Annotated in this window: 20 protein-coding genes; 11 read left to right on the forward strand and 9 right to left on the reverse strand. The window is 59.9% G+C overall.

What is annotated here, in order from left to right:
- The first annotated feature begins 260 nt into the window (after positions 1-260).
- Positions 261-464 carry a DUF1059 domain-containing protein gene (locus AB4Z23_RS08425; RefSeq protein WP_003513967.1) on the forward strand — a complete coding sequence of 68 codons (204 nt, stop codon included), beginning with the start codon at positions 261-263 and terminating at the stop codon, positions 462-464.
- Between the two features lie 210 nt (positions 465-674).
- On the opposite strand, the gene AB4Z23_RS08430 is transcribed toward AB4Z23_RS08425, so the two are convergent.
- The 4 genes from AB4Z23_RS08430 to cysQ all read right to left on the reverse strand — a co-directional run bounded on the left by AB4Z23_RS08430 (position 675) and on the right by cysQ (position 3,877).
- Entirely contained in the window at positions 675-956 is a 282-nt protein-coding gene (locus tag AB4Z23_RS08430) for a GNAT family N-acetyltransferase (RefSeq protein ID WP_003513965.1), read from the reverse strand.
- A gap of 220 nt (positions 957-1,176) precedes the next feature.
- Positions 1,177-1,452 (reverse strand): CtrA inhibitor SciP, encoded by a 276-nt coding sequence (gene sciP / locus AB4Z23_RS08435; RefSeq protein ID WP_003513963.1) that lies wholly within the window; start codon positions 1,450-1,452, stop codon positions 1,177-1,179.
- A gap of 191 nt (positions 1,453-1,643) precedes the next feature.
- Positions 1,644-2,687, reverse strand: coding sequence for a DUF2793 domain-containing protein (locus AB4Z23_RS08440; protein ID WP_421477384.1), 1,044 nt, complete (start codon positions 2,685-2,687; stop codon positions 1,644-1,646).
- Positions 2,688-3,082: 395 nt separating this feature from the next.
- Positions 3,083-3,877: a 3'(2'),5'-bisphosphate nucleotidase CysQ gene (gene cysQ, locus AB4Z23_RS08445; protein ID WP_421477382.1), complete on the reverse strand. Its 795-nt coding sequence runs from the start codon at positions 3,875-3,877 to the stop codon at positions 3,083-3,085.
- 335 nt (positions 3,878-4,212) lie between these two features.
- On the opposite strand from cysQ, the gene AB4Z23_RS08450 reads away from it, so the two are divergent.
- The 6 genes from AB4Z23_RS08450 to AB4Z23_RS08475 all read left to right on the forward strand — a co-directional run bounded on the left by AB4Z23_RS08450 (position 4,213) and on the right by AB4Z23_RS08475 (position 9,885).
- Positions 4,213-5,115 carry a branched-chain amino acid ABC transporter permease gene (locus AB4Z23_RS08450; RefSeq protein WP_013636726.1) on the forward strand — a complete coding sequence of 301 codons (903 nt, stop codon included), beginning with the start codon at positions 4,213-4,215 and terminating at the stop codon, positions 5,113-5,115.
- 49 nt (positions 5,116-5,164) lie between these two features.
- Complete coding sequence (livM, locus tag AB4Z23_RS08455; protein WP_370647612.1) at positions 5,165-6,517, forward strand: high-affinity branched-chain amino acid ABC transporter permease LivM; 1,353 nt, start codon at positions 5,165-5,167, stop codon at positions 6,515-6,517.
- The gene (locus AB4Z23_RS08460; RefSeq protein ID WP_019565106.1) at positions 6,517-7,395 is read left to right on the forward strand and encodes an ABC transporter ATP-binding protein; all 879 of its coding nucleotides are present in this window, start codon (positions 6,517-6,519) and stop codon (positions 7,393-7,395) included. Before livM ends, AB4Z23_RS08460 begins: the two co-directional genes overlap by 1 nt.
- Positions 7,395-8,123 (forward strand): ABC transporter ATP-binding protein, encoded by a 729-nt coding sequence (locus AB4Z23_RS08465; protein WP_080797839.1) that lies wholly within the window; start codon positions 7,395-7,397, stop codon positions 8,121-8,123. Before AB4Z23_RS08460 ends, AB4Z23_RS08465 begins: the two co-directional genes overlap by 1 nt.
- 171 nt (positions 8,124-8,294) lie before the next feature.
- Positions 8,295-8,648, forward strand: coding sequence for a DUF6867 family protein (locus AB4Z23_RS08470; protein WP_065658669.1), 354 nt, complete (start codon positions 8,295-8,297; stop codon positions 8,646-8,648).
- Between the two features lie 118 nt (positions 8,649-8,766).
- Entirely contained in the window at positions 8,767-9,885 is a 1,119-nt protein-coding gene (locus AB4Z23_RS08475; RefSeq protein WP_003513936.1) for a branched-chain amino acid ABC transporter substrate-binding protein, read from the forward strand.
- Positions 9,886-10,088: 203 nt separating this feature from the next.
- Here AB4Z23_RS08475 and AB4Z23_RS08480 read toward each other — a convergent pair whose 3' ends face one another.
- The 5 genes from AB4Z23_RS08480 to AB4Z23_RS08500 form a co-directional block, all read right to left on the reverse strand.
- Positions 10,089-10,625 (reverse strand): AAA family ATPase, encoded by a 537-nt coding sequence (locus AB4Z23_RS08480; RefSeq protein ID WP_421477379.1) that lies wholly within the window; start codon positions 10,623-10,625, stop codon positions 10,089-10,091.
- Positions 10,626-10,821: 196 nt separating this feature from the next.
- Positions 10,822-11,751, reverse strand: a complete 930-nt coding sequence (locus AB4Z23_RS08485) for a response regulator (protein WP_441360057.1) — start codon at positions 11,749-11,751, stop codon at positions 10,822-10,824.
- A complete protein-coding gene (locus AB4Z23_RS08490; protein ID WP_421477375.1) occupies positions 11,748-15,143 on the reverse strand; it encodes a hybrid sensor histidine kinase/response regulator in 3,396 nt (1,131 codons plus the stop codon). Before AB4Z23_RS08490 ends, AB4Z23_RS08485 begins: the two co-directional genes overlap by 4 nt.
- A 43-nt stretch (positions 15,144-15,186) precedes the next feature.
- Positions 15,187-15,957: an SDR family oxidoreductase gene (locus AB4Z23_RS08495; RefSeq protein ID WP_080835762.1), complete on the reverse strand. Its 771-nt coding sequence runs from the start codon at positions 15,955-15,957 to the stop codon at positions 15,187-15,189.
- A 218-nt stretch (positions 15,958-16,175) separates the two neighbouring features.
- Positions 16,176-17,210, reverse strand: a complete 1,035-nt coding sequence (locus tag AB4Z23_RS08500; protein WP_003510168.1) for a glutamine synthetase beta-grasp domain-containing protein — start codon at positions 17,208-17,210, stop codon at positions 16,176-16,178.
- Between the two features lie 481 nt (positions 17,211-17,691).
- Here AB4Z23_RS08500 and AB4Z23_RS08505 point away from each other — a divergent pair, with 481 nt between their 5' ends.
- The 4 genes from AB4Z23_RS08505 (at position 17,692) to urtC (ending at position 22,592) form a co-directional block, all read left to right on the forward strand.
- Positions 17,692-17,898, forward strand: coding sequence for a DUF2735 domain-containing protein (locus AB4Z23_RS08505; RefSeq protein ID WP_003513926.1), 207 nt, complete (start codon positions 17,692-17,694; stop codon positions 17,896-17,898).
- Positions 17,899-18,241: 343 nt separating this feature from the next.
- A complete protein-coding gene (gene urtA, locus AB4Z23_RS08510; protein ID WP_003513924.1) occupies positions 18,242-19,531 on the forward strand; it encodes an urea ABC transporter substrate-binding protein in 1,290 nt (429 codons plus the stop codon).
- Positions 19,532-19,803: 272 nt separating this feature from the next.
- Positions 19,804-21,417: an urea ABC transporter permease subunit UrtB gene (urtB, locus tag AB4Z23_RS08515; RefSeq protein ID WP_441360058.1), complete on the forward strand. Its 1,614-nt coding sequence runs from the start codon at positions 19,804-19,806 to the stop codon at positions 21,415-21,417.
- Positions 21,414-22,592, forward strand: a complete 1,179-nt coding sequence (gene urtC / locus AB4Z23_RS08520) for an urea ABC transporter permease subunit UrtC (RefSeq protein ID WP_003513919.1) — start codon at positions 21,414-21,416, stop codon at positions 22,590-22,592. Before urtB ends, urtC begins: the two co-directional genes overlap by 4 nt.
- Positions 22,593-22,598: the final 6 nt, after the last annotated feature.

The raw sequence follows: 22,598 nt of genomic DNA on the forward strand, positions 1-22,598 counted from the left end.
TCAGGAGGCGGCTTTCAATGACGGGATGCCCATGCTTTTTTCTGGAAGGCCGCCCCTCGTTGGCGGCCTTTTGCTTTGGCGCACCGCAGCGCCTTGCCCGGTCGGTTTCTTGCGGGGCAGGGATGGAGGGAATCCCTGCGTTTTCGATTGTCCGGGGCCAGGGAAAGGCGTAATTTGGTGAAGTTCCGACCAAGAGCCGGAGGCTTGTCCCACGCGCGCCCTGCGCGGACGCGGGTGGGCCAGAAGCGGGGAGGAAACAAATGGCCCGCCAATATATCGATTGCCGCGAATTCCCGAGCGACAGCAAATGCTCGATCGCCATCTCAGCCGATACGCCGGAGGAGCTCATGGAAGCGGCGGTTCAACATGCCGTGGCAGTGCATGGCGCCGAGGATACGCCGGAATTTCGGGCCGAAGTTCGAAGGAGCATACATGCAGGAACACCGCCGCTGAAGGTGGCGTGATTGCTGGCAGCCTGAAACCTATCCGTCGACATGCCGGGCCTGATCCGGCATCCAGCCGACGCGCGTCTGCGCGGCGGAAGATTCCCTTAAGCTCAAGGATTTGCGCTGGCTGGACCCCGGCTCTTGGCCGGGGTGACGGAGCGTGTGGGCTCCGCTTTCGCTAAAAAACAAACTTGAGGTTTTGTCCCGAGCCTCAGCCCGTCTGGCTGGTTACCCCTTGATAACATCTGCCCAGTCAGGGTGGCGTAGCGTCTGAGCCTTGAAGAAGGGGCAGAGCGGAATGATTTTCCAGCCGCCCTTGCGCGCTTCATCGATGGCATGGGCGGCGAGCGCCTGGCCGACACCCTTGCCCCGCAGTGCATCGGGCACGCCGGTATGATCGATGATGATGAGGGAAGGGGAGGTGCGCGAATAGGTCATCTCGGCCTTGTGGCCGTCGATGGTTGCCGAATATTCGCCGCGCGATCCGGTTTCGGTTGTCTTAATATCCATGATCTCTGCCTTCGCATTGCTTTTCGTTTTTTCCACTGTAACGGCCTGCGCCTGAATTGAAACAGCGGGATAGCGAACGCAGTGGACACAAACCGGTGACAGTCACCGGCTGTGTCTGGCAATTTTCAGGGGAAATCCAAAATCAAACCGAAAGCCCCGTCGATGCGACGGGGCGTTTTGGAAGTTCGGTTTGGGCGCGTTGCCGCGCCGGCGCACTGGTTTAGTGGCGATATTGCTGAATGCGCGTGGTGCGCAGGCCGGCAAGGCCATGATCGGCAATCGACGACTGCCAGGACAGGAATTCTTCGACGGTGAGCGTATAACGCTCGCAGGCTTCCTCAAGGCTCAGCAGTCCTCCGCGCACGGCGGCGACGACCTCTGCCTTTCTGCGAATAACCCATCGACGGGTATTTGACGGCGGAAGATCCGCAATCGTCAGAGGGCTGCCATCGGGGCCGATGACATATTTAACTCGTGGGCGTATCATTTCGGTCATTGGACACTCTATACAAACTCAAGACCATATGACGGGAACTTTAGCCCCGTACCTTTAAAAATTGCCTAAGCAGTTCGTGACAATTTATTAAGAATTTGAACGGTTTCGCCCGATCTGTTCGAGTCGCCTTATTTTGTCGGGAAAAAATTTTTCCAAAAATCGTGTTTTTTATCGTCCATCGGTTGTTTTCCTCACAGCGCCGCAAGCGAAAGGCACGTTTTCCCGCTGCCGTGGGCGAATTCCGCGGTTCCCTCATGCAACAGCCGCAGGCGATCGCCGGCATTGAGGGAGAGGATAAGGGTCGTCGACTGCGAGGTGCCGGCATTGGAGGCGTTGCCCGCTACAGTGAGGCCGCCAGCCGCGCCGTTGACGGCAAGCGAAACCCGGTGCCCGGATGAGGACACCACAGCAAGCGACAGGGTGGCCAGATAGAGACCTTTCACGGGAACGACGAGTTCCCTTCCGCCGCCTGTGCCGACCGCGTCGCCGAGAACGAAACCACCCTCATCGATGAAGAGCATTGAAAACCCCGAAGCCGAGCCGTTGGCCGGCCTCGTCGTGCCCGAAGGCAGGCTGGCCAGAACCACGGGCCGGTTCGGCATCGTGACCCTGCCGTCGCCGCTGCACAAAAGGGCCGTGTGCCAGGAGATGCCGTCGGCGCTGGTCTTGATCGAAAAACCGTCATGGCCTGCAAGGCCCATTTCCGCCCGGCCGCTCCAGCCGGACTGGAACAGCAGCGAGGCGGTATCGGCCTTTGCCGCCTTGTTGATCGCCATGCGGTGGTTGCCGTTCTCTTCTGTGTGGGTGAAGAGGCTGGCGGGGGCGGCAAGTGCCAGACGGTTGGTAGCATCGGCCTGTGTGCCAATGCCAAGCCTTTCGACGGTCGCTGCGGCAGGCAGCGGCACGTCCCGCCATGCGCTGTCTCGCAGGACGCGATGTTTACCCTCGCTGGCAAACCATGCCGTCCAGCCGGACTGCGGCGCTATCAGCAGCCATGCACCGTCCTGCCGGAAGGCAAGCTTCCCGCCCTTGCCCGCCCAGTCACCAGCCGCGTCAAGCGAGAGCAGGAAGCAGTCTCCCTCCGGCGCATTGTTGGGCGGGGCGGCGACCACGTCCTTGACGACCAGCTGGACGATCGCGTCCAGCCGCTGCAGCGCCTCGTTGTGGGTGACGTGTTTCTGTGCCTGCGAGGGCAGGATATAAGGAAGCCTAAGTCTCGCCGTCTGTTCAGTCATGATGTCTCTTCCGCGCTCGGTGGCTGTTCGCTGGCGATTGTGATGCGGCGCGGCGGGGCGGGGATGAGCGGGGATGAAATTATTTTTGCGGCTTCGGTGGGGAGTGCGTTCCGTGGTTGCGGAGATGGCATGAGTTGGCAAGGGGCCTCAGGTGCCTGCGGCTTCACCCCCCTCTGCCCTGCCGGGCATCTCCCCCACAAGGGTGGAGATCGGCAAGCGGCTTTACCGTCGCTTCATTCTCAAACATTGAGATCTGCAAGACCTTGCCACGAGTCGATCTCCCCACCTGTGGGGGAGATGCCCGGCAGGGCAGAGGGGGGGTAAGCCGCAGACACCGAAGCGAACGCCCAAAAACGCCTGATCACCGAAGGAGGTCTAGCGGTCTCCTCGCAGGCTTATGTCGCAATTTCCACCGTCGCTGCCATTGCGCCCTCGGCAATGAAATCCGGGTTGGCGAGTGCATCTTCACCATCGCCTCTCACCTCATAGGCAAGCAGCCGGCCCTCGCAATCCAGCGTTCTGCCACCGGCGGCGCGCAGTACGGCGTCGCCTGCCGCCGTATCCCACATCATGGTGCGGCTGAAGCGGGGATAGATATCGGCAGCACCTTCCGCCAGCATGCAGAATTTCAGTGAGGAACCAACGGAAATGCAGTCTTTCAGGCCGTGTTCGGCCACGAAGGCTTCCGTTTTCGCGGTACAGTGCGAGCGGCTGATCAGCGCCACGGGGGAGGCGCCGCGCTGGCGTGCCCGGATGGGGTGGCGCGCGAGGATCGCGCCTTCGCCTGATATTGCGAGCTTTTCGGCGCTGTCGTCTTTGCCGGTCCAGGCCTGGCCGCGGCAGGGGGCGTAAACCACGCCTGCAACCGGCACGCCGTTTCTGATCAGGGCGATATTGACGGTGAAATCATCCTTGCCGGAAATGAATTCCTTGGTCCCATCCAGCGGATCGACCAGAAAAAATTCCGTGCCTGTCTCCGGCAGAATGCCGTTCGAGACCGCTTCTTCGGCAATGACCGGGATTTCGGGAAAATGCGCAGCCAGTGCCTGCAGAATGATCACCTCCGCCCGCTGGTCTGCCTCGGTCACGGGTGAGCAATCGTCCTTGTACGATACGTGTGGCCCGGCGCGATGGACCGCCATGATTGCCTGCCCGGCGTCCAGCGCCGCTTTCGTCAATATGTCGATCATCTTGTTGCCGTTGCCATTTCGTGCCGGGGATCCTTTACCCCTCTATTTCGCTACTCTTTTGCCCGCCACCCGTCAAACAATGCGTCAGGCAACACTGAAATAAGCATTCGAACGCCAATTTTTTAGCACTTACTGCCGAAATCCTGGCTATTCTGATCGGGAAAACGGCAACGAATGTGGAAATTCCAAATTTTGTGCAGGATCGCCCGTTTTTGACTTCACATTTTTAGCGAACACGATATGCATTTTGCAGGTGGGGGCTAATCGAAAAGGTTCCCCCTATAATTAACATAAACGAGGCGTGGCTCATTAGAGGTCATGCCCAGGGGAAAGACATGGAGTATTTTATCCAGCAGCTCATCAACGGGCTGACTCTTGGATCGATCTACGGCCTCATCGCAATTGGCTATACGATGGTCTACGGCATCATCGGCATGATCAACTTCGCCCATGGCGATATTTTCATGCTTGGCGGTTTCGCCGCGCTGATCGTTTTTCTGATCGCAACATCGTTTTTTGCCGGTATTCCGGTGGCGCTTCTTCTGATTTTGATGATGGTCGTCGCCATGCTGATGACCGGCCTGTGGAACTGGGTGATCGAGCGCGTGGCCTACCGTCCGCTCAGGGGCTCGTTCCGCCTTGCGCCGCTGATCACCGCCATCGGCATGTCGATCGCGCTGTCCAACTTCATCCAGGTGACACAGGGTCCGCGTAACAAGCCGATCCCGTCAATGGTGACGGAAAGCTACCATTTCGGCTCCATCACCGTCTCGCTGAAGCAGTTCATCATCATGGCGGTGACGTCGGTGCTGCTGTTCGCCTTCTGGTACATCGTCAACAAGACTCCGCTCGGCCGGGCGCAGCGCGCCACGGAACAGGACCGCAAGATGGCGGCCCTTCTGGGTGTGGATGTCGACAAGACGATCTCGATCACCTTCATCATGGGTGCCGCACTCGCGGCGGTCGCCGGTACGATGTATCTGATGTATTACGGTGTCGCATCGTTCAACGATGGCTTCATTCCGGGTGTCAAGGCGTTTACCGCAGCGGTTCTCGGCGGTATCGGTTCGCTTCCGGGTGCCGTTCTCGGCGGTCTCCTGATCGGCCTCATCGAATCTCTCTGGTCCGCCTATTTCTCCATTGCCTACAAGGACGTCGCGGCATTCGGCATCCTGGCTTTCGTGCTGATCTTCAAGCCGACCGGTATTCTCGGTCGTCCGGAAGTCGAGAAGGTGTGATCCCATGACCAATATCGCTTCCGAAAACGACACTTCCAGCCCGAGCCTGATGGCAACGGCGGTGAAGGAAGGCATCTTTGCGGGCATCGTCTCGCTCGGCATGTTCATTCTTTACGTCGGTATCGTCACCTATCAGGATATCAACAACCAGCTTATCTGGGGCACCCGCTGGGGTCTTCTGTCGATCTTCGTCGGCGTCGCCGCCATCGGCCGTTTCCTGATGGTCGGCTTCATCCGGCCGTCGATGGATCGCCGCAAGCTTGCCAAGGCCAAAAGCGGCATTCTGGAAATCTCCGAGGAAAAAGGCTTTTTCCACAAGCACTTCCTGAAGCTCGCGCTTGTCCTGCTGCTGCTTTATCCCGTCGTCGCCGTGCAGCTGTTCGGTTTTCAGGGCTCGCTGAAATTCGTCGACAATTTCGGCATCCAGATCCTGATCTATGTGATGCTGGCGTGGGGCCTCAACATCGTCGTTGGCCTCGCGGGCCTGCTCGATCTCGGTTATGTGGCCTTCTATGCGGTGGGCGCCTATTCCTACGCGCTGCTGTCAAGCCATCTCGGCCTGTCCTTCTGGGTGCTTCTGCCGGTGGCCGGCATTCTCGCGGGCTTCTGGGGCATCATTCTCGGCTTCCCGGTGCTCAGACTTCGTGGCGACTATCTTGCCATCGTCACGCTCGCCTTCGGTGAAATCATCCGTCTCGTGCTGTTGAACTGGACGGATGTGACCAAGGGCACCTTCGGCATTTCCGGCATCGCCAAGGCGTCTATCTTCGGCATCTGGTCCTTCGATGTCGGCGCGCCGAACAATTTCGCCAAGGCCTTCGGCCTGACGATGTCGTCGGCCTATTACAAGATCTTCCTGTTCTACGTGATCCTGCTTCTGTGCATGCTGACGGCTTACGTCACCATCAAGCTGCGCCGCATGCCGATCGGCCGGGCGTGGGAAGCTCTGCGTGAAGACGAAATCGCCTGCCGCTCGCTCGGCATCGATACCGTCATCACCAAGCTTACCGCTTTTGCGACAGGCGCGATGTTTGGCGGTTTCGCCGGCTCGTTCTTCGCCGCCCGTCAGGGTTTCGTATCGCCGGAAAGCTTCGTCTTCCTGGAATCGGCCGTCATCCTTGCCATTGTCGTTCTCGGCGGCATGGGTTCGCTCACGGGCATCGCCATTGCCGCCCTCGTCATGGTCGGCGGCACGGAGCTGCTGCGCGAAATGGAATTCCTGAAGCATGTCTTCGGGCCTGATTTCACGCCGGAACTCTACCGCATGCTGCTGTTCGGTCTCGCCATGGTCATCGTCATGCTGTTCAAGCCGCGCGGCTTTGTCGGCTCACGAGAACCGACGGCCTTCCTCAGGGAACGCAAGGCCGTCTCCGGCAGCTTTACCAAGGAAGGTCACGGTTGATGGCTTCCGGAACGACAAACATGACACCCAATCTAACTGGCGATACGATCCTCAAGGTCGAACATCTCTCGATGCGGTTTGGCGGCCTGATGGCCATCAATGACTTCTCCTTCGAGGCGAAGCGTGGCGAGATCACGGCGCTGATCGGCCCGAACGGTGCTGGAAAGACCACTGTTTTCAACTGCATCACCGGCTTCTACAAGCCGACGATGGGCATGATCACCATGCGTCAGCAAAACGGCGAGGCGCATCTTCTGGAGCGCCTGCCGGATTTCGAGATCACCAAGAAGGCGAAGGTGGCGCGTACCTTCCAGAACATCCGCCTGTTTTCGGGTCTGACGGTTCTGGAAAACCTGCTGGTGGCGCAGCACAATGCGCTTATGAAGGCATCGGGCTACACCATTCTCGGTCTTCTCGGCCTGCCCGCCTACAAGAGGGCGGTCAACAGTTCGATCGATAAGGCCAAATACTGGCTGGACAAGGCCGATCTGACCGACCGCGCCGACGACCCGGCCGGCGATCTGCCCTATGGCGCGCAGCGCCGTCTGGAAATTGCCCGCGCAATGTGCACGGGGCCGGAACTTCTGTGCCTCGATGAACCGGCGGCGGGTCTCAACCCGAAGGAATCGCTGGCGCTCAATGCGCTGCTGCGCGGTATCCGCGACGAAGGCACGTCGCTGCTTCTGATCGAGCACGACATGTCGGTGGTGATGCAGATTTCCGATCACGTCGTGGTTCTCGAATACGGCCAGAAGATTTCCGACGGTTCGCCGGACCATGTGAAGAACGACCCGAAGGTCATCGCCGCCTATCTGGGTGTCGAGGATGATGAAGTGGAAGACGTGATTGCGGAAGAACTCGACGGAGGAGTGGCCTGATGTCCGGTGAACCGCTTCTCAAAGTACAGGGTGTCGAAACCTACTACGGTAACATCCGGGCCTTGGCCGGTGTCGATGTCGAGGTCAACAAGGGCGAGATCGTCAGCCTTATCGGCGCCAACGGCGCCGGCAAATCGACACTGATGATGACCATCTGCGGCAGCCCGCAGGCGCGCACTGGCCAGGTGACGTTCGACGGCGAAGACATTACCCGCCTGCCGACGCACCTTATCGCCCGCAAGCGCATTGCCCAGTCACCCGAGGGCCGCCGGATTTTCCCGCGCATGACGGTGCTGGAAAACCTGCAGATGGGCGCCAATCTCGACAACCTCAAATATTTCAAAGAGGACGTCGAGAAGATTTTCGTCATGTTCCCGCGGCTGAAAGAACGTCAGAGCCAGCGTGGCGGTACGCTTTCCGGCGGCGAGCAGCAGATGCTCTCCATCGGCCGCGCGCTGATGGCACGGCCGAAACTGCTGCTTCTCGACGAACCGTCGCTGGGCCTTGCCCCGCTGATCGTCAAGGGCATCTTCGAGGCCATCAAGAAGCTCAATAAGGAAGAGGGCCTGACCGTCTTCCTCGTTGAACAGAACGCCTTTGCGGCACTGAAGCTTTCCGACCGCGCCTATGTGATGGTCAACGGCAAGGTGACGATGAGCGGTTCGGGCAGGGAATTGCTGGCTGATCCGCAGGTACGCGCGGCCTATCTCGAAGGCGGCCGGCACTGAAAGATTTTACTTGCGCCGGAAATTTTGCGGCGCAAGATAACGAACCGCCGCCGGCCGTTTTCGAAGGGGAAATGGCCGGTGGCAAACAATAAAATGCCTGCCGGAAAAACGGCGGGACGACAAACAAGGCAGGGCCGGACATTTGCATCCCGGCGCTGATGGGGAAAGAAGATGCAGGGCCTTTTATTCGAGACCGATAGCGGCGTGCGTTATATTCTGCGCGCACTGGTTGTTCTTCTTGGTTTCTGGACGGCGTGGCGCACGGGCAGATCCGTCGCCGATGGCTGGGGCGATTTCCCGCGTGTGGTGGTCTATACGCTGGCTTTGGGGCTCGTGATGCGGTTTCTGCATTTCGCGCTTTTCAACGGGCCGTTCATCAACGGCTTCTACTACGTGTTTGACGTCGTTCTTCTTCTGGCTTTTTCCAGCATCGGTTTCCGCATGCGCAGGACGAGCCAGATGGTCAATAACTACTATTGGCTCTACGATCGGACGTCGGCATTTTCATATAAAAAGAAAGATTGACAGCCGGATTCCTCCGGCTGCACGATACTCGCGTGAGTGGAACGTTTCCTGTTCGGTTAAGGTGGGTACTGAACAGGTCCTGGTAGTCAACCCATCCAAAGGAACTGGGAGTATAGTAATGAAGAAGTCTCTTCTTTCCGCCGTTGCGCTGACCGCCATGGTCGCCTTCAGCGGTTCGGCCTGGGCCGATATCGTGATCGCTGTCGGCGGCCCGCTGACAGGCCCGAACGCCGCATTTGGCGCTCAGCTTCAGAAGGGTGCTGAACAGGCTGCGAAGGATATCAATGCTGCAGGCGGCATCAACGGCGAGCAGATCAAGATCGTTCTCGGCGATGACGTTTCCGACCCGAAGCAGGGTATATCGGTTGCCAACAAATTCGTTGCTGATGGCGTGAAGTTCGTCGTCGGTCACTTCAACTCCGGCGTCTCCATTCCGGCTTCCGAAGTTTATGCCGAAAACGGCATTCTCGAAGTAACGCCTGCTGCGACCAACCCTGTTTTCACCGAGCGTGGCCTGTGGAACACCTTCCGCACCTGCGGTCGTGACGACCAGCAGGGTGGCATTGCCGGCAAATATCTGGCCGACCACTACAAGGACGCCAAGATCGCCATCATTCACGACAAGACCCCCTATGGTCAGGGCCTTGCCGACGAAACCAAGAAGGCAGCCAATGCGGCCGGCCTGACGGAAGCCATGTATGAAGGCGTCAATGTCGGCGACAAGGACTTCTCCGCACTGATCTCCAAGATGAAGGAAGCCGGCGTTTCCGTTATCTACTGGGGTGGCCTGCACACCGAAGCCGGTCTGATCATCCGCCAGTCGGCTGACCAGGGTCTGAAGGCGAAGCTCATCTCGGGCGACGGTATCGTTTCGAACGAACTTGCCTCCATCGCCGGCGACGCCGTCGAAGGCACGCTGAACACCTTCGGTCCCGATCCGACGCTGCGTCCTGAAAACAAGGAACTGGTAGAGAAGTTCAAGGCCGCCGGCTTCAACCCGGAAGCCTACACGCTCTACTCCTACGCCGCCCTGCAGGCGATTGCCGGTGCTGCCAAGGCTGCCGGTTCCGTTGAGCCGGAAAAGGTTGCCGAAGCTCTGAAGAAGGGCACCTTCCCGACCGCGCTTGGCGACATCTCCTTCGACGAGAAGGGCGACCCGAAGCTTCCCGGTTACGTCATGTACGAGTGGAAGAAGGGCCCGGACGGCAAGTTCACCTACATCCAGCAGGGGACGTAAGTCTTACTGGACTGCAATATGGAGGCCCGGTCGCAAGACCGGGCTTTCTGCTTTCTGGTGCGGGGCATTTTCGGCGTCAGCACCCAGCCAGCCCAAGTCCTTGGGCTAAAACACTTTCCGAGCCGCACGTCAGACGGATTCCGTCTTAAAGACGGAATGACGGTGATGGGAAAGGCTCGAAACACTTGGCTCCGATCGCGCCTTCAGCCAGCTTCAGCCGCCAGCCTCTCCAGCACAATATCGGCACGTTCCGTGACGGGTGCTTTCGGCAGCACAATCGTCTCATAATCCAGACGGGCATAGTCGTGCATCAGGCGTTGATATTCCTCCACTGCCACCTCGAAACCATGCTTGCGCTCGCTGTCGCCCCGGTAGATCTCCGGCCAGGGCGGGGTGAGGAAGACCAGCGGGTTGTAGCGGTGCGTGCGCCGCAGCGTTTCGATGAATCCATCGCCGCTTATATGGTGAAGTGCTGAGGCGGCGTCGATCAGGCCGCGGTCGAAGAAGACGAGGCCTTCCGCTGGCGCCTTTTGCCGGTCCTCCAGCGCCATGGCGATCGCCCGGCGGGCAAAGGCTTCCAGGTCGATCCAGGGGAGGGCGGTGCCGTTATTTCTCGTTTCCTCAGTAACGATGCGCCGCCCCGGTTCCTCGACGGTCGCGAAACCACGGTGAGCAAGCTCGGCAAGCAGGGTTGATTTGCCGCCGCCGGAGCAGCCGGAAAGAATAATGAAATGGTCCATGGGAACCTCCCTGCGCGGGGTTTGGGTTGGATGGAAGATGATGTTTTTTTGGGGGGCTTGGATTGCGGCGTTGCCGCTTGTTTCTTTTCCTCGAGGGGAGAAGAAATATGCTGCACTCGCTCGGCGAATAAGTCGATGCTCTACGCTTAAGCGGAAAATATATGTTTTTCCAGCCGTGTCACATCAGATGCAGCCGTCACCCCTGATGCAAAATATGCGCGGCCTTGACGGCGGCGGAGGCGCGGTTTTCGACACCGAGTTTGACGTAAATCTGTTCCAGATGTTTGTTTACGGTTCTGGCGGAAAGGCCGAGAATATCGCCGATATCGCGGTTGGATTTGCCTTTGGCAATCCAGAGCAGAACTTCCGATTCCCGCGTTGTCAGGGCAAAGTGGTCCTTTAGCAGGTGGTCGTCGGATTTCTCGTTGGCGGCTGTCAGACGGAAGAGATATTCGTCCGGTCCCATTGCGCCGAGGAAGGATAGCTGCAAAGCGGGCCGCCCGGCCTCGGTGATCGTCAGCGGTGCATCGCGGGCGGCATCCACCGTTGTCCTGTCGGCCAGCCAGCCGGAAATATGGGCAACGACAATCTCCAGCCCATCATCGCGGCCGGTGGCGGCGTTGACCAGCCGGGTTGCCTGTGGTGTGGACCAGTGGATCGCGCCGTTGGCGCGCACGGCAAGCAGGTGGCGTCCGGCGGCATCAAGCGCCACGCGGGCGCTCTGCGCCGAGCGGGCATTGGAGAGATGCACACGGATGCGGGCGCGCAGCTCATCGATGTTGATCGGCTTGGTCAGATAGTCGACACCGCCGGATTCGAGCGCCCGCACCACATGTTCGGTCTCCGTCAGCCCGGTCATGAAGATGACAGGCACCTGGGCCACGGCGGCGTTGGCCTTCAGGCGGCGGCAGGTTTCGAAACCGTCCATGGCCGGCATGACCGCATCGAGCAGGATGATATCGGGCGTGATGCGTTCGGCAATGTTGAGCGCGGCCTGACCGGATGTGGCGATCAGCGCCGAAAAGCCTGACTGTTCCAGCGCATCGGTGAGGAACCCCAGCGCTTCCGGGCTGTCATCCACCAGCAATACAATGTCTCTCGGCAGTGCTGTGCCTTGCCCGCTCATGCCTTGCCGTCTCCCCTGTCGTTCTCTTCAAACCGCTTTAGAAAATGGGCGTAACCGGCCAGATCGAAGGCCTGCACATAGGTGCCAAGCTCTTGCGTGAAGGGCAGGTTGTTCGCGTTGCGGGCGAGATCTGCGAGTTTTGCCTCTATGCCGCGTATGTAGCCTATTTCGCCGAGCCTCTGCAAATCCTTGATATGAATCGCGCCGGGATGAACGATCTGCGCCGGCGGCTGGGGGATGGGTGCCGGGGGAAGGTCGGTATCGTAAATCCATTTCAGGCCGAGATGCACCGCAAGCCTGTCGCACAGGTGGCGGATATCGACCGGCTTGGCGATGGCGTCGTTGTGATTGTCTTCTCCGGCACCCGCTACGGTGCCGTCACCGATATTGGCCGAGAGCATGATGAGCGGAGCCGTCTGCCCTGCTTCACGCAACTTCGTCACAAGCTGCCAGCCGGACATGCCGGGCATGGAAATATCGATGAGGAAGAGGTCGGGCTGCACGCCTTCGATGAGTGTCAGGCATTCCGGTCCGCTCTGGGCGGTCAGCACCACGAAATCGAGCGGCGAAAGCACCTGCCGCATCAGCTCGCGGTGATCTTCGTTATCATCAACCACCACGATGGTGCGGCGTGGGCCGGAATAGGAGCGAATGGTTTTTTCCGGCGCAGGTGCGGTACTTGGCCGGTGCACGGCCGACAGCATGAGACGGACGCGGAAGGTGGAGCCGTTGTCCTTTTCGCTGGAGACGGAAATCTCGCCGCCCAGTGTGTTGGTCAGAAGCCTCGTGATGGTGAGGCCGAGGCCAAGGCCCGGCATGGGGCGCACGCTTTCGGCCTCGCCGCGCTGGAAAGGCTCGTAGATGCGGGCAAGATCTTTTTCGGCAATGCCGCGCCCGGTATCCGACACCGTGAAGCTCGCCACCTGGCTGCGATAGGCGACATCGAAGGTGACGCTGCCCTCGTCGGTGAACTTGATGGCGTTGGAGAGCAGGTTGACGAGGATCTGGCGCAGACGCTTTTCATCCGTGCGGACATATTGCGGCAGGGAATGGGCGCGTTCATGCCGGAATTCCAGACCCTTGGCCTGCGCCTGCGGGCGGAACATATCAACGATCTGGTCGAGGAAATCCTGAATATTGATCTCGTTGGAATAGACCTGCAGGCGGCCAGCCTCGATCTTGGAGATATCCAGAAGCCCGTCAATCAGGCCGGAGAGATGGTCGGCGGAACGGCGAATGACCTTGATGGCCGATTGCCGCGGCGCGGGAATGGTCTCATCGCGTTCGAGGATCTGGGCGTAGCCCAAAACAGCGTTGAGCGGCGTGCGCAATTCGTGGCTGAGGCCGACCACGTAGCGGCTCTTGGCGCGGTTGGCGGCCTCAGCCGTTTCCTTGGCGTCCTGAAGGGCGGCGTCAGTCTTCTTGTGTGCGGCGATTTCCTTCAACAGCAGCGTGTTCTGGCGTGAGGATTCCTCTTCCGCAACCACCCGGCTGTCATGGGCAAGAACCAGAAACCAGCAGACGATGCCGGCAATGACGGCAAAGACGAAAAATACGATGAGGATGGTGCGGTTGACCACGTCAGCCGTTGCCGGCGAGGCGGTGCCGACCTGATGGGCGATGAGCGCCAATATGCCGCCAATGGCGGTGACGGCGATGGCCGCCGCCATGCCATAACGTCCGAGCCTTGTGGCGAGTTTTGCAACCAGTTGGTGGGGCAGGAAAGATTTTGCGACCGTCGCGACCTGATAGTTGAGCTTGGCCTTCGGCTTGCACATGTCATGGCAGCGGCTGTCCAGCGAGCAGCAGAGCGAACAGATCGGCGCCGCATAGGCCGGACACCATGCCATGTCTTCCGGCTCGAACGGGTGTTCGCAGATGGAGCAGGTGATGGCGCTCAGCTCGCGCCATTTCTGGCGCGGCTTGCGGGCCAGATAGAATTTGCCCTTCGTGCCCCACGCGATCAGCGGCGAGGCGATGAAGGCGACGATGAGGGTGAGATAGGGCGCAAGCGAGGCAGCGAGTGCGCCGAAGGTGCCGAAATGCGCCATCAGCGCAATCGTGGCCGAAAGCGCCATGGAGCCGACGCCGACGGGATTGATATCGTAGAGATGGGCGCGCTTGAACTCGATGCCCGGTGGGGCAAGGCCGAGTGGCTTGTTGATGAACAGATCGGCCGAGATGGTGCAGAGCCAGGCCATGGCGACGATGGAAAAAATGCCGAGTGTTTCTTCCAGCAGGCGATAGATGCCGAGTTCCATCAACAGCAGCGCGATCACCACGTTGAAGACCAGCCAGACCACGCGGCCGGGATGGCTGTGGGTGAGGCGGGAAAAGAAGTTGGACCAGGCGAGCGAGCCCGCATAGGCGTTCATGACGTTGATCTTCAGCTGCGAGACCACCACGAAGGCGACCATCAGTAGCATGGCCGCCGTATGGTTGGGGATCATGTAGCCGAAGGCGGTCAGGTACATCTGGGCCGGATCGGCGGCGCGGTCCACCGAGACGCCGGAACTGAAGGTCAAGACCACGAGGAAGGAACCGGCCAGCAGCTTCGGCACGCCGACGACGACCCAGCCAGCACCGGCCAGAAAGACCGCGATGCGATGGCGCAGACGGCTCTGTCCCTCGGCGGGCAGGAAGCGCAGGAAATCCACCTGTTCGCCGATCTGCGACATCAGCGCGAGGATGACGGCAGACGCCGCGCCGAATTCCACCAGATTGAAATGGGCCACGGTGCCCGGCGGACCGGAGGCGTGATGAATGCCGGAAAAGGCTCGCCACAGATCGTATTTTTCCCAGTCCATCAAAGCGATGAAGATGAAGGGCAATACGTTCAGCACGATCCAGAAGGGCTGGGTGATGATCTGGAAACGGCTGATGAGGCGCACGCCATGCGTGACGAGCGGAATGACCATGACGGCGGAGATGATGTAGCCGATCCAGAGCGGAATGCCGAGCGCCAGCTCCAGCGCGCCGGACATGATCGACGCCTCTATGGCGAAGAGCATGAAGGTGAAGGCGGCGTAGATCAGCGAGGTGATGGTGGAGCCGATGTAACCGAAGCTCGCGCCGCGTGTCAGGAGGTCGATATCGACGCCATGGCGGATGGCGTAACGGCTGATCGGCAGGCCGACGGCAAGCATGGCAATGGCCGCGACGATGATGGCGTAAAAGGCGTTGGTGGTGCCGTATGACAGCGTGATCGCGCCGCCGATGGCTTCCAGTGCCAGAAAGGAAATCGCGCCGATGGCGGTGTGGGAGATGCGGTTGGACGAAAATTGCCGGGCGCTTTTGGCGGTGAAGCGCAGCGCATAATCTTCCAGCGTCTGGTTGGCGACCCAGCGGTTATATTCGCGCCTGACGGGGATGATGCGTTGCCGTGCGGCCATGCCTAGGATCCAGCCCCTTTCCGCAAAAGGTGTTTTGCCATTCTCACAGCCGCACCGACATGCCGCCATCCACCGTCAGCACATGGCCGTTGACGAAGGAGGACGCGTCGCTGGCCAGAAACAGGGCTGCACCGGCGATTTCATCCGGTCTGCCCCAGCGTTCCAGCGGCACGCGCAGTTTGGCGAATGCGACCATGTCAGGGTTTTCGGCAAGGGCCGCATTGGTTTCCGTGGCGAACATGCCGGGTGCAATGGCGTTGCTGGTGATGCCGCGCGCACCATATTCGACAGCGATTGCGCGCATCAGCCCGGTCAGCCCCTGCTTGGCAACGGGATAGATCGCATCGCCCGGCCTGACGATGTGGCCGAGAATGGAGGTGATGGTGATGATGCGGCCGTAACCGTTGGTATTCATGGCTTGCGCGGCATCTCGCGACAGCGAGACGGAGGAGGTGAGGTCGGTGCGGATAAGCTCCAGCACGTCCTCGTCGCTGAATTCGGAAAGCGGGCGGCGGTCGCGTGCGCCGACATTGTTGACGAGGATATCGAGATGGCCGAATTCGTCCATGATGCGGTGGACGAGGGCAGTTCCGGCGGCGGTGTCGGCAATGTCGAAAGCGGCATAATCGGCTTTTCCGCCGGCTTGCCGAAGTGTGCCTGCTGCCTGTTCCAGCGCCTCGGCGTTACGGCCGGTCAGCCACACATGGGCGCCAGCCTCGGTAAAGGCCCTGGCGATTTCGAAACCGAGACCGCGGCCGCTGCCGGTGATGATGGCGATGCGGTTTTCGAGAGAGAATTTTTTGAGAATGCCCATCGCTCACCTTCTTGCTTTAGAGCATCGGACCGAAAACCGTGTCGCGGTTTCGGAAAAGCCGATGCGGTTGGTCAAAGCCACGCAACGTCTTCGAGTTTGCGCATAGGCAAGAATATTCCACGCAGGGCAGAGGGCGAAAGGTCGCGTGTCCGGTCCGGCCGTTCGGTGGACATAAAAATGGCGTCGCCCGGTTGCGGGCGACGCCATGTCTTGGGTTATCAGGCAGCAGCCGACTTTGCGAGCGGCACTTCTGCAATCGTCTTCAGAACGACGGAAGCGATCTGGTAAGGGCAGCCCTGCGAGTTCGGACGACGGTCTTCGAGGTAACCACGGTAACCGTTGTTGACGAAGGAGTGCGGAACGCGGATCGAGGCGCCACGGTCGGCAACGCCGTAGGAGAACTTGTTCCACGGAGCGGTTTCGTGCTTGCCGGTCAGGCGCAGGTGGTTGTCCGGACCGTAAACGTCGATGTGCTCCTGCCAGTTCTTGGCGAAAGCGGCCATGAGGGCTTCAAAATACTCTTTGCCGCCAACTTCACGCATGAACTTGGTGGAGAAGTTGCAATGCATGCCCGAACCGTTCCAGTCGGTATCGCCGAGCGGCTTGCAATGGAATTCGACGTCGATGCCGTACTGTTCGCAAAGACGCAGCAGCAGGTAACGGGCGATCCAGATCTGGTCGGCGGCGCGCTTGGAGCCCTTGCCGAATACCTGGAATTCCCACTGGCCCTTGGCCACTTCGGCATTGATGCCTTCGTGGTTGATGCCGGCTTCGAGGCAGAGGTCGAGATGTTCTTCAACGATTTCGCGGGCAACCGAGCCGACGTTCTTGAAGCCGACGCCGGTGTAATACGGACCCTGCGGAGCCGGGTAACCCTGCTCGGGGAAGCCGAGCGGGCGGCCGTCCTGGTAGAAGAAATATTCCTGTTCGAAGCCGAACCATGCGTCCTCGTCGTCGAGGATGGTCGCGCGGCTGTTCGATGCATGCGGGGTGACGCCGTCAGGCATCATGACTTCGCACATGACCAGTACGCCGTTGGTGCGGGCCGGATCGGGGTAGATGGCGACGGGCTTCAGCACGCAATCCGAAGAGTGGCCTTCGGCCTGCTGCGTGGACGAGCCATCAAAACCCCAAAGCGGCAGCTGCTCGAGCGTCGGGAATTCATCGAATTCCTTGACCTGTGTCTTGCCGCGCAGGTTGGGGACCGGCTTATAACCGTCAAGCCAGATGTACTCGAGTTTGAACTTAGTCATTACGAACCTCTCATAGGTAACAATGCGAAGCCTTGAGGCTTGCCGTGGCTTTCGCCACCGGAAGCACATTCGCGTTCAAGGGCTGGCCATATAGATGCATGCCGCGTGCCAGATTGGCGATGTTTTGCGATTCCTTCGAAAAATCTTTCAGGCATGCTCAGGGCCGAGGGGGCCGATATGGCCATTAACCGCTCATGCTGCACTGCGGCAGGTAAATCGAACCCTAATGTTTCGTCAGTGATTCCTAACAGATAGCGGGTGGCATCGCTCAAAATGCCCTGTTGCGGTGCAATGTTTTCGATTGCGAGCGACGGATCGGCATTTGCCCCAAAAACCGGCGCTTCCGGAATGGTTTTTCTTGCTGAATGACCATTTAATGCCTATATTTTCCGCAACGTGATTTTTTTTTAATCAGATGGAGCTAAACCAGAGCTAACGGGTTTGCTTCACAACCAAAGTGCTTCGATGCAAACAAAGTGAGATGTTCGATATGGCAACTGGCTTTCATCGTGAAACGGCAACGATCTTTCAATTTCCGGTCGGCGGACGCGCGGGGCTCTCAAAGTTCCGTAACATCGGGCTGAGCGATCTGGAGCGCGAGGCACGTCAGCCGCATGTCGATTTCGGCTCCTGGTATCATGACGATGCGATCCGTGACGAAGAGCGGGACGACAAGCCGCACGCCTGATGTGAAGCGTCGCTGATGGTTTCTTCTCCCCTGCCGGGGAGAAGGTGGCGCGGAGCGCTGGATGAAGGGACGACTTCTCAGTCTGTCTCCGACCTCGCACCCTCGACCCGCTGCCGCTCTCGTTTTGCCTGCCGGAGAAGAAGCAAGTTGAAACGCCAGGTTTCACATCGGTTGCCCCGGCCGGGATTTCCCTCTCCCCAACACCCCCTGCAGCTTTCGCCACCCCTCCTACGTCAATTGACGTATACGGTTTCTCGCCCGCGAGATCGATAGTCCCTTCCAGCAGCGGTCAACGATGCCGCTGAAGCCCCGTGAGGGCTAAACAAGGAGAGGGGTTCTTCCGATGACATTCCGCAAGACGCTTAGCGCCGCGCTGCTCGGCGCAATCATGTCCACCACCGCCTTCCATGGCGCATTTGCCGCCGACGATACGATCAAGGTAGGCGTGCTGCATTCTCTTTCCGGCACCATGGCGATTTCAGAGACGACGCTGAAGGACGCCATGCTGATGCTCATCGACGAGCAGAACAAGAAGGGCGGCGTTCTCGGCAAGAAGCTCGAAGCCGTCGTGGTCGACCCGGCCTCCGACTGGCCGCTGTTTGCCGAAAAGGCCCGCCAGCTGATTTCGCAGGACAAGGTCGCCGCCGTTTTCGGTTGCTGGACATCTTCGTCGCGCAAGTCCGTGCTGCCGGTTTTCGAAGAGCTGAATTCCCTGCTGTTCTACCCGGTGCAGTATGAGGGTGAAGAATCCTCCCGCAACATCGTCTACACCGGTGCAGCGCCTAACCAGCAGGCCATTCCGGCCGTCGATTATCTCGCCAAGACCGAAGGCGTCGAGCGCTGGGTTCTGGCAGGTACCGACTATGTCTACCCGCAGACCACAAACAAGATCCTGAAGGCCTACCTGATGTCGAAGGGCGTCAAGGAAGAGGACATCATGATCAACTACACGCCGTTCGGCCAGTCCGACTGGCAGACGATCGTGTCCGACATCAAGAAGTTCGGCTCGGCCGGCAAGAAGACCGCCGTTGTTTCCACCATCAACGGCGATGCCAACGTGCCCTTCTACAAGGAGCTGGCGAACCAGGGCATCAAGGCCGAGGACATTCCGGTCGTCGCCTTCTCGGTCGGTGAAGAAGAGCTTGCCGGTCTCGATACCGCGCCGCTGGTCGGCCACCTTGCCGCCTGGAACTACTTCCAGTCTGTCGATACCGAGGTCAACGCCGAATTCATCAAGACCTGGCATGCGTTTACCAAGAACGACAAGCGCGTGACGAACGACCCGATGGAAGCCGCCTATATCGGTTTCAACGCCTGGGTTAAGGCCGTCGAAACCGCAGGTACGACCGATACGGACGCGGTTCTTGACAGCATCATCGGCGTTTCCGTGCCGAACCTTTCTGGCGGTTACTCCACCGTCATGCCGAACCACCACATCACCAAGCCGGTGCTGATCGGTGAAATCCAGGCCGATGGGCAGTTCGAAATCGTGCAGCAGACGCCACAGGTCGTGGGTGACGAATGGTCGGATTATCTGCCTGACTCGAAGGATCTGATTTCGGATTGGCGCAAGCCGATGTCCTGCGGCAACTTCAACGTGGCCACGGGCAAGTGCGGCGGCAAGGGTAGCTGATAGGGGTTAGTGGTTTCCGCCCCCTCGTTGGGGGCGGTTTTATCATTCGAAACTGAACAAGCATGCCCCCTCTGCCCTGTCGGGCATCTCCCCCACAGGTGGGGAGATCGACTCGCGGCAAGGCTCCGCCCTTTCTCATCTGTAGAGACAGAGCGACGCAGGCGCGTCTTGCCGATCTCCCTCCTTGCGGTGGAGACGCCCGGCAGGGCAGAGGGGGGTAAGCCACTTACTCATCGCCAGATAAAATACACCGCCGCTCCAAGGAACCCGACATGACGATCCGATCTTTTCTCGGAGCCATCTTCTTCTGGCTCACCCTGGGGATCGCCGCCCAGTCCCTCGCGCAGAGCGATCCGAAGGCGCTGATAGACCAGCTCGGCACGGCCGACTTCAAGCAGGCCGAAACATTGATCGGCCAGATTGCTGCCACCGGCGACGCGCGGGTGGTGCCGGCGCTTGAGGCTTTTGCATCAGGCGATCTTTACGTGCGCAAGGCCGACAATCTGGTGTTCATGACCAAGCCGTCGGGTTCCAATTTCACGCTCATCGATCCGCTGACCGGCGAAAGCGCTGGCGAAGCGCCGAAGGCGGCGGTTACCAAGATCAGGGTCAACAACAATCTGCGTCGCGTCATCCGCGCCGCGATGGGCGGCCTGACGTTGCTCAGTCCGGAACGCTCGGTGCGGCTTTCCGCCGCCGATGCGGTTCTGAAAGCCCCCAGCGCCGAAAATCTGGAATTGCTGGAAGCGGCCATATCCAAGGAAACCGACAAAGAGGTGCGGACGCGGATGGAGGAGGCGCGGGCTGTCTCGCTGCTCTCTTCCGACCGCCCCCTCGAGGTGAAGAAAGAAGCGATCGCCACCATCAAGGCGCTTGGCGGGCGCGATGCGATCAGCATTCTGATGGCGGCGACGCCCACGGTTGATCCGAGCCTGAAGCCGGATGTGGACGAGGCGATTTCGAACATCGAGAGTTCCCTTGCCTTCTGGGATTACGCACAGAATGTCTGGTACGGCCTGTCGCTCGGCTCGGTGCTGCTGCTCGCCGCCATCGGTCTTGCCATCACCTTCGGCGTCATGGGCATCATCAATATGGCGCATGGCGAGATGGTGATGATCGGCGCTTACTCCACCTTCATGGTGCAGGAGCTGATCCGTAGCCATTTCCCCGGCCTGTTCGACTGGTCACTGGCGATTGCCCTGCCGGCCGCCTTTCTGGTCACAGCCTGCGTCGGCCTCATCATGGAGCGCGGCGTCATCCGCTATCTCTACGGGCGACCGCTGGAAACGCTGCTCGCCACCTGGGGTATCTCGCTGATCCTGCAACAGGGCGTGCGTTCCATCTTCGGCCCGACCAACCGTGAGGTCGGCAGCCCGAGCTGGATGTCCGGCTCCTTCAGCGTCGGTTACCTCAATTTCACCTGGAACCGCGTGTGGATCGTCTGCTTCTCGCTTTCCGTCTTCTTCGCGCTGCTGGTGCTTTTGAAGCGCTCCGCCTTCGGCTTGCAGATGCGCGCTGTGACCCAGAACCGCCGCATGGCCTCTTCCATGGGCATCCGCACGCCCTGGGTGGATGCCTTCACCTTCGCGCTCGGTTCCGGCGTTGCCGGCCTTGCCGGGGTAGCGCTGTCGCAGATCGACAATGTCTCGCCCAATCTCGGCCAGAGCTACATCATCGACAGTTTCATGGTGGTGGTGTTCGGCGGGGTCGGCAATCTCTGGGGAACGCTCGTGGGTGCGCTGTCGCTCGGCGTGCTCAACAAGTTCCTTGAGCCGACGGTGGGCGCCGTGCTCGGCAAGATCCTCGTGCTCGTTCTCATCATCCTGTTCATCCAGAAGCGGCCGCGTGGTCTCTTCGCACTCAAGGGAAGGGCGATCGAAGCATGATTACCGGCTTCCTCCTGCGCGCGCTCGATCGGCGCATTTCCATCGCCATCGGCATCATCCTGGCCATCGCCGTGCTGGTGCCCGCCTCCAATCTGCTGTTGCCGGCTGACAGCGCGTTCCGCATCCCGACCTACATCATGTCGATGCTCGGCAAATATCTGGCCTACGCGCTGCTGGCGCTGGCGCTTGATCTGGTCTGGGGATATTGCGGCATTCTCTCGCTCGGCCACGCCGCCTTCTTCGCGCTCGGCGGTTATGCCATGGGCATGTATCTGATGCGGCAGATCGGCACGCGTGGTGTTTACGGCCATCCTGTGCTGCCTGACTTCATGGTGTTCCTCAACTGGAAGGAACTGCCGTGGTTCTGGCATGGCTTCGACATGTTCTGGTTTGCAGCACTGATGGTGCTGGTGGTGCCCGGCCTGCTCGCCTTCGTGTTCGGCTGGTTCGCCTTCCGCTCGCGCGTTAACGGCGTTTACCTCTCCATCATCACGCAGGCCATGACCTACGCCCTGCTGCTTGCCTTCTTCCGCAACGACATGGGTTTCGGCGGCAATAATGGTCTCACCGATTTCAAGGATATTCTCGGCTTTTCCGTGCAGGCGGATGGCACCCGTGCCGTGCTGTTTGCGATGACGGCCGTGATGCTGGCGCTTTCGCTGCTGATTGCATCCGGCATCGTCAATTCCAAATTCGGCAAAGTGCTGGTGGGCGTGCGCGATGCCGAAAGCCGGGTGCGCTTCCTCGGTTTCCGGGTGGAAAACATCAAGCTCTTTACCTTCGTCGTCTCGGCCATGATGGCGGGCATTGCCGGTGCCCTGTTCGTGCCGCAGGTGGGCATCATCAATCCCGGCGAATTCTCCCCCGCCAACTCCATCGAGGTGGTGGTTTGGACCGCAGTCGGCGGGCGCGGCACGCTGATCGGGCCGATCATCGGCGCGCTGCTGGTCAATGGCGGCAAGAGCTATTTCACCGGCGCTTTCCCCGAATTCTGGCTGTTTGCACTGGGTGGGCTGTTCATCGCGGTGACGCTGTTCTTCCCCAAGGGCATCGTCGGCACCGTGCAGCATTATCTGGTCGGGCGGCGCGAAAAGCGTGTTGCGCGGGCGGCAAGTGCGGCCGGACAACCGGGCAACGACAGTGCTGCAACAGCGGCGCAACAGGCGGCGGAGTGAGGCTGA

This window comes from Agrobacterium sp. MCAB5 (assembly GCF_052114365.1).
GTDB classification, from domain to species: Bacteria; Pseudomonadota; Alphaproteobacteria; order Rhizobiales; family Rhizobiaceae; genus Agrobacterium; species Agrobacterium tumefaciens.

Bases quoted from the DNA above. Each gene is read 5' to 3' on its own strand.
- AB4Z23_RS08460 (WP_019565106.1), top strand. From the start codon at position 6,517: ATGGCTTCCGGAACGACAAACATGACACCCAATCTAACTGGCGATACG.
- AB4Z23_RS08450 (WP_013636726.1), top strand. From the start codon at position 4,213: ATGGAGTATTTTATCCAGCAGCTCATCAACGGGCTGACTCTTGGATCG.
- AB4Z23_RS08500 (WP_003510168.1), bottom strand. From the start codon at position 17,210: ATGACTAAGTTCAAACTCGAGTACATCTGGCTTGACGGTTATAAGCCG.
- cysQ (WP_421477382.1), bottom strand. From the start codon at position 3,877: ATGATCGACATATTGACGAAAGCGGCGCTGGACGCCGGGCAGGCAATC.
- AB4Z23_RS08475 (WP_003513936.1), top strand. From the start codon at position 8,767: ATGAAGAAGTCTCTTCTTTCCGCCGTTGCGCTGACCGCCATGGTCGCC.
- AB4Z23_RS08470 (WP_065658669.1), top strand. From the start codon at position 8,295: ATGCAGGGCCTTTTATTCGAGACCGATAGCGGCGTGCGTTATATTCTG.
- sciP (WP_003513963.1), bottom strand. From the start codon at position 1,452: ATGACCGAAATGATACGCCCACGAGTTAAATATGTCATCGGCCCCGAT.
- livM (WP_370647612.1), top strand. From the start codon at position 5,165: ATGGCAACGGCGGTGAAGGAAGGCATCTTTGCGGGCATCGTCTCGCTC.
- AB4Z23_RS08480 (WP_421477379.1), bottom strand. From the start codon at position 10,625: ATGGACCATTTCATTATTCTTTCCGGCTGCTCCGGCGGCGGCAAATCA.
- AB4Z23_RS08465 (WP_080797839.1), top strand. From the start codon at position 7,395: ATGTCCGGTGAACCGCTTCTCAAAGTACAGGGTGTCGAAACCTACTAC.
- urtC (WP_003513919.1), top strand. From the start codon at position 21,414: ATGATTACCGGCTTCCTCCTGCGCGCGCTCGATCGGCGCATTTCCATC.
- AB4Z23_RS08440 (WP_421477384.1), bottom strand. From the start codon at position 2,687: ATGACTGAACAGACGGCGAGACTTAGGCTTCCTTATATCCTGCCCTCG.
- AB4Z23_RS08430 (WP_003513965.1), bottom strand. From the start codon at position 956: ATGGATATTAAGACAACCGAAACCGGATCGCGCGGCGAATATTCGGCA.
- urtA (WP_003513924.1), top strand. From the start codon at position 18,242: ATGACATTCCGCAAGACGCTTAGCGCCGCGCTGCTCGGCGCAATCATG.
- AB4Z23_RS08490 (WP_421477375.1), bottom strand. From the start codon at position 15,143: ATGGCCGCACGGCAACGCATCATCCCCGTCAGGCGCGAATATAACCGC.
- AB4Z23_RS08485 (WP_441360057.1), bottom strand. From the start codon at position 11,751: ATGAGCGGGCAAGGCACAGCACTGCCGAGAGACATTGTATTGCTGGTG.
- urtB (WP_441360058.1), top strand. From the start codon at position 19,804: ATGACGATCCGATCTTTTCTCGGAGCCATCTTCTTCTGGCTCACCCTG.
- AB4Z23_RS08495 (WP_080835762.1), bottom strand. From the start codon at position 15,957: ATGGGCATTCTCAAAAAATTCTCTCTCGAAAACCGCATCGCCATCATC.
- AB4Z23_RS08505 (WP_003513926.1), top strand. From the start codon at position 17,692: ATGTTCGATATGGCAACTGGCTTTCATCGTGAAACGGCAACGATCTTT.
- AB4Z23_RS08425 (WP_003513967.1), top strand. From the start codon at position 261: ATGGCCCGCCAATATATCGATTGCCGCGAATTCCCGAGCGACAGCAAA.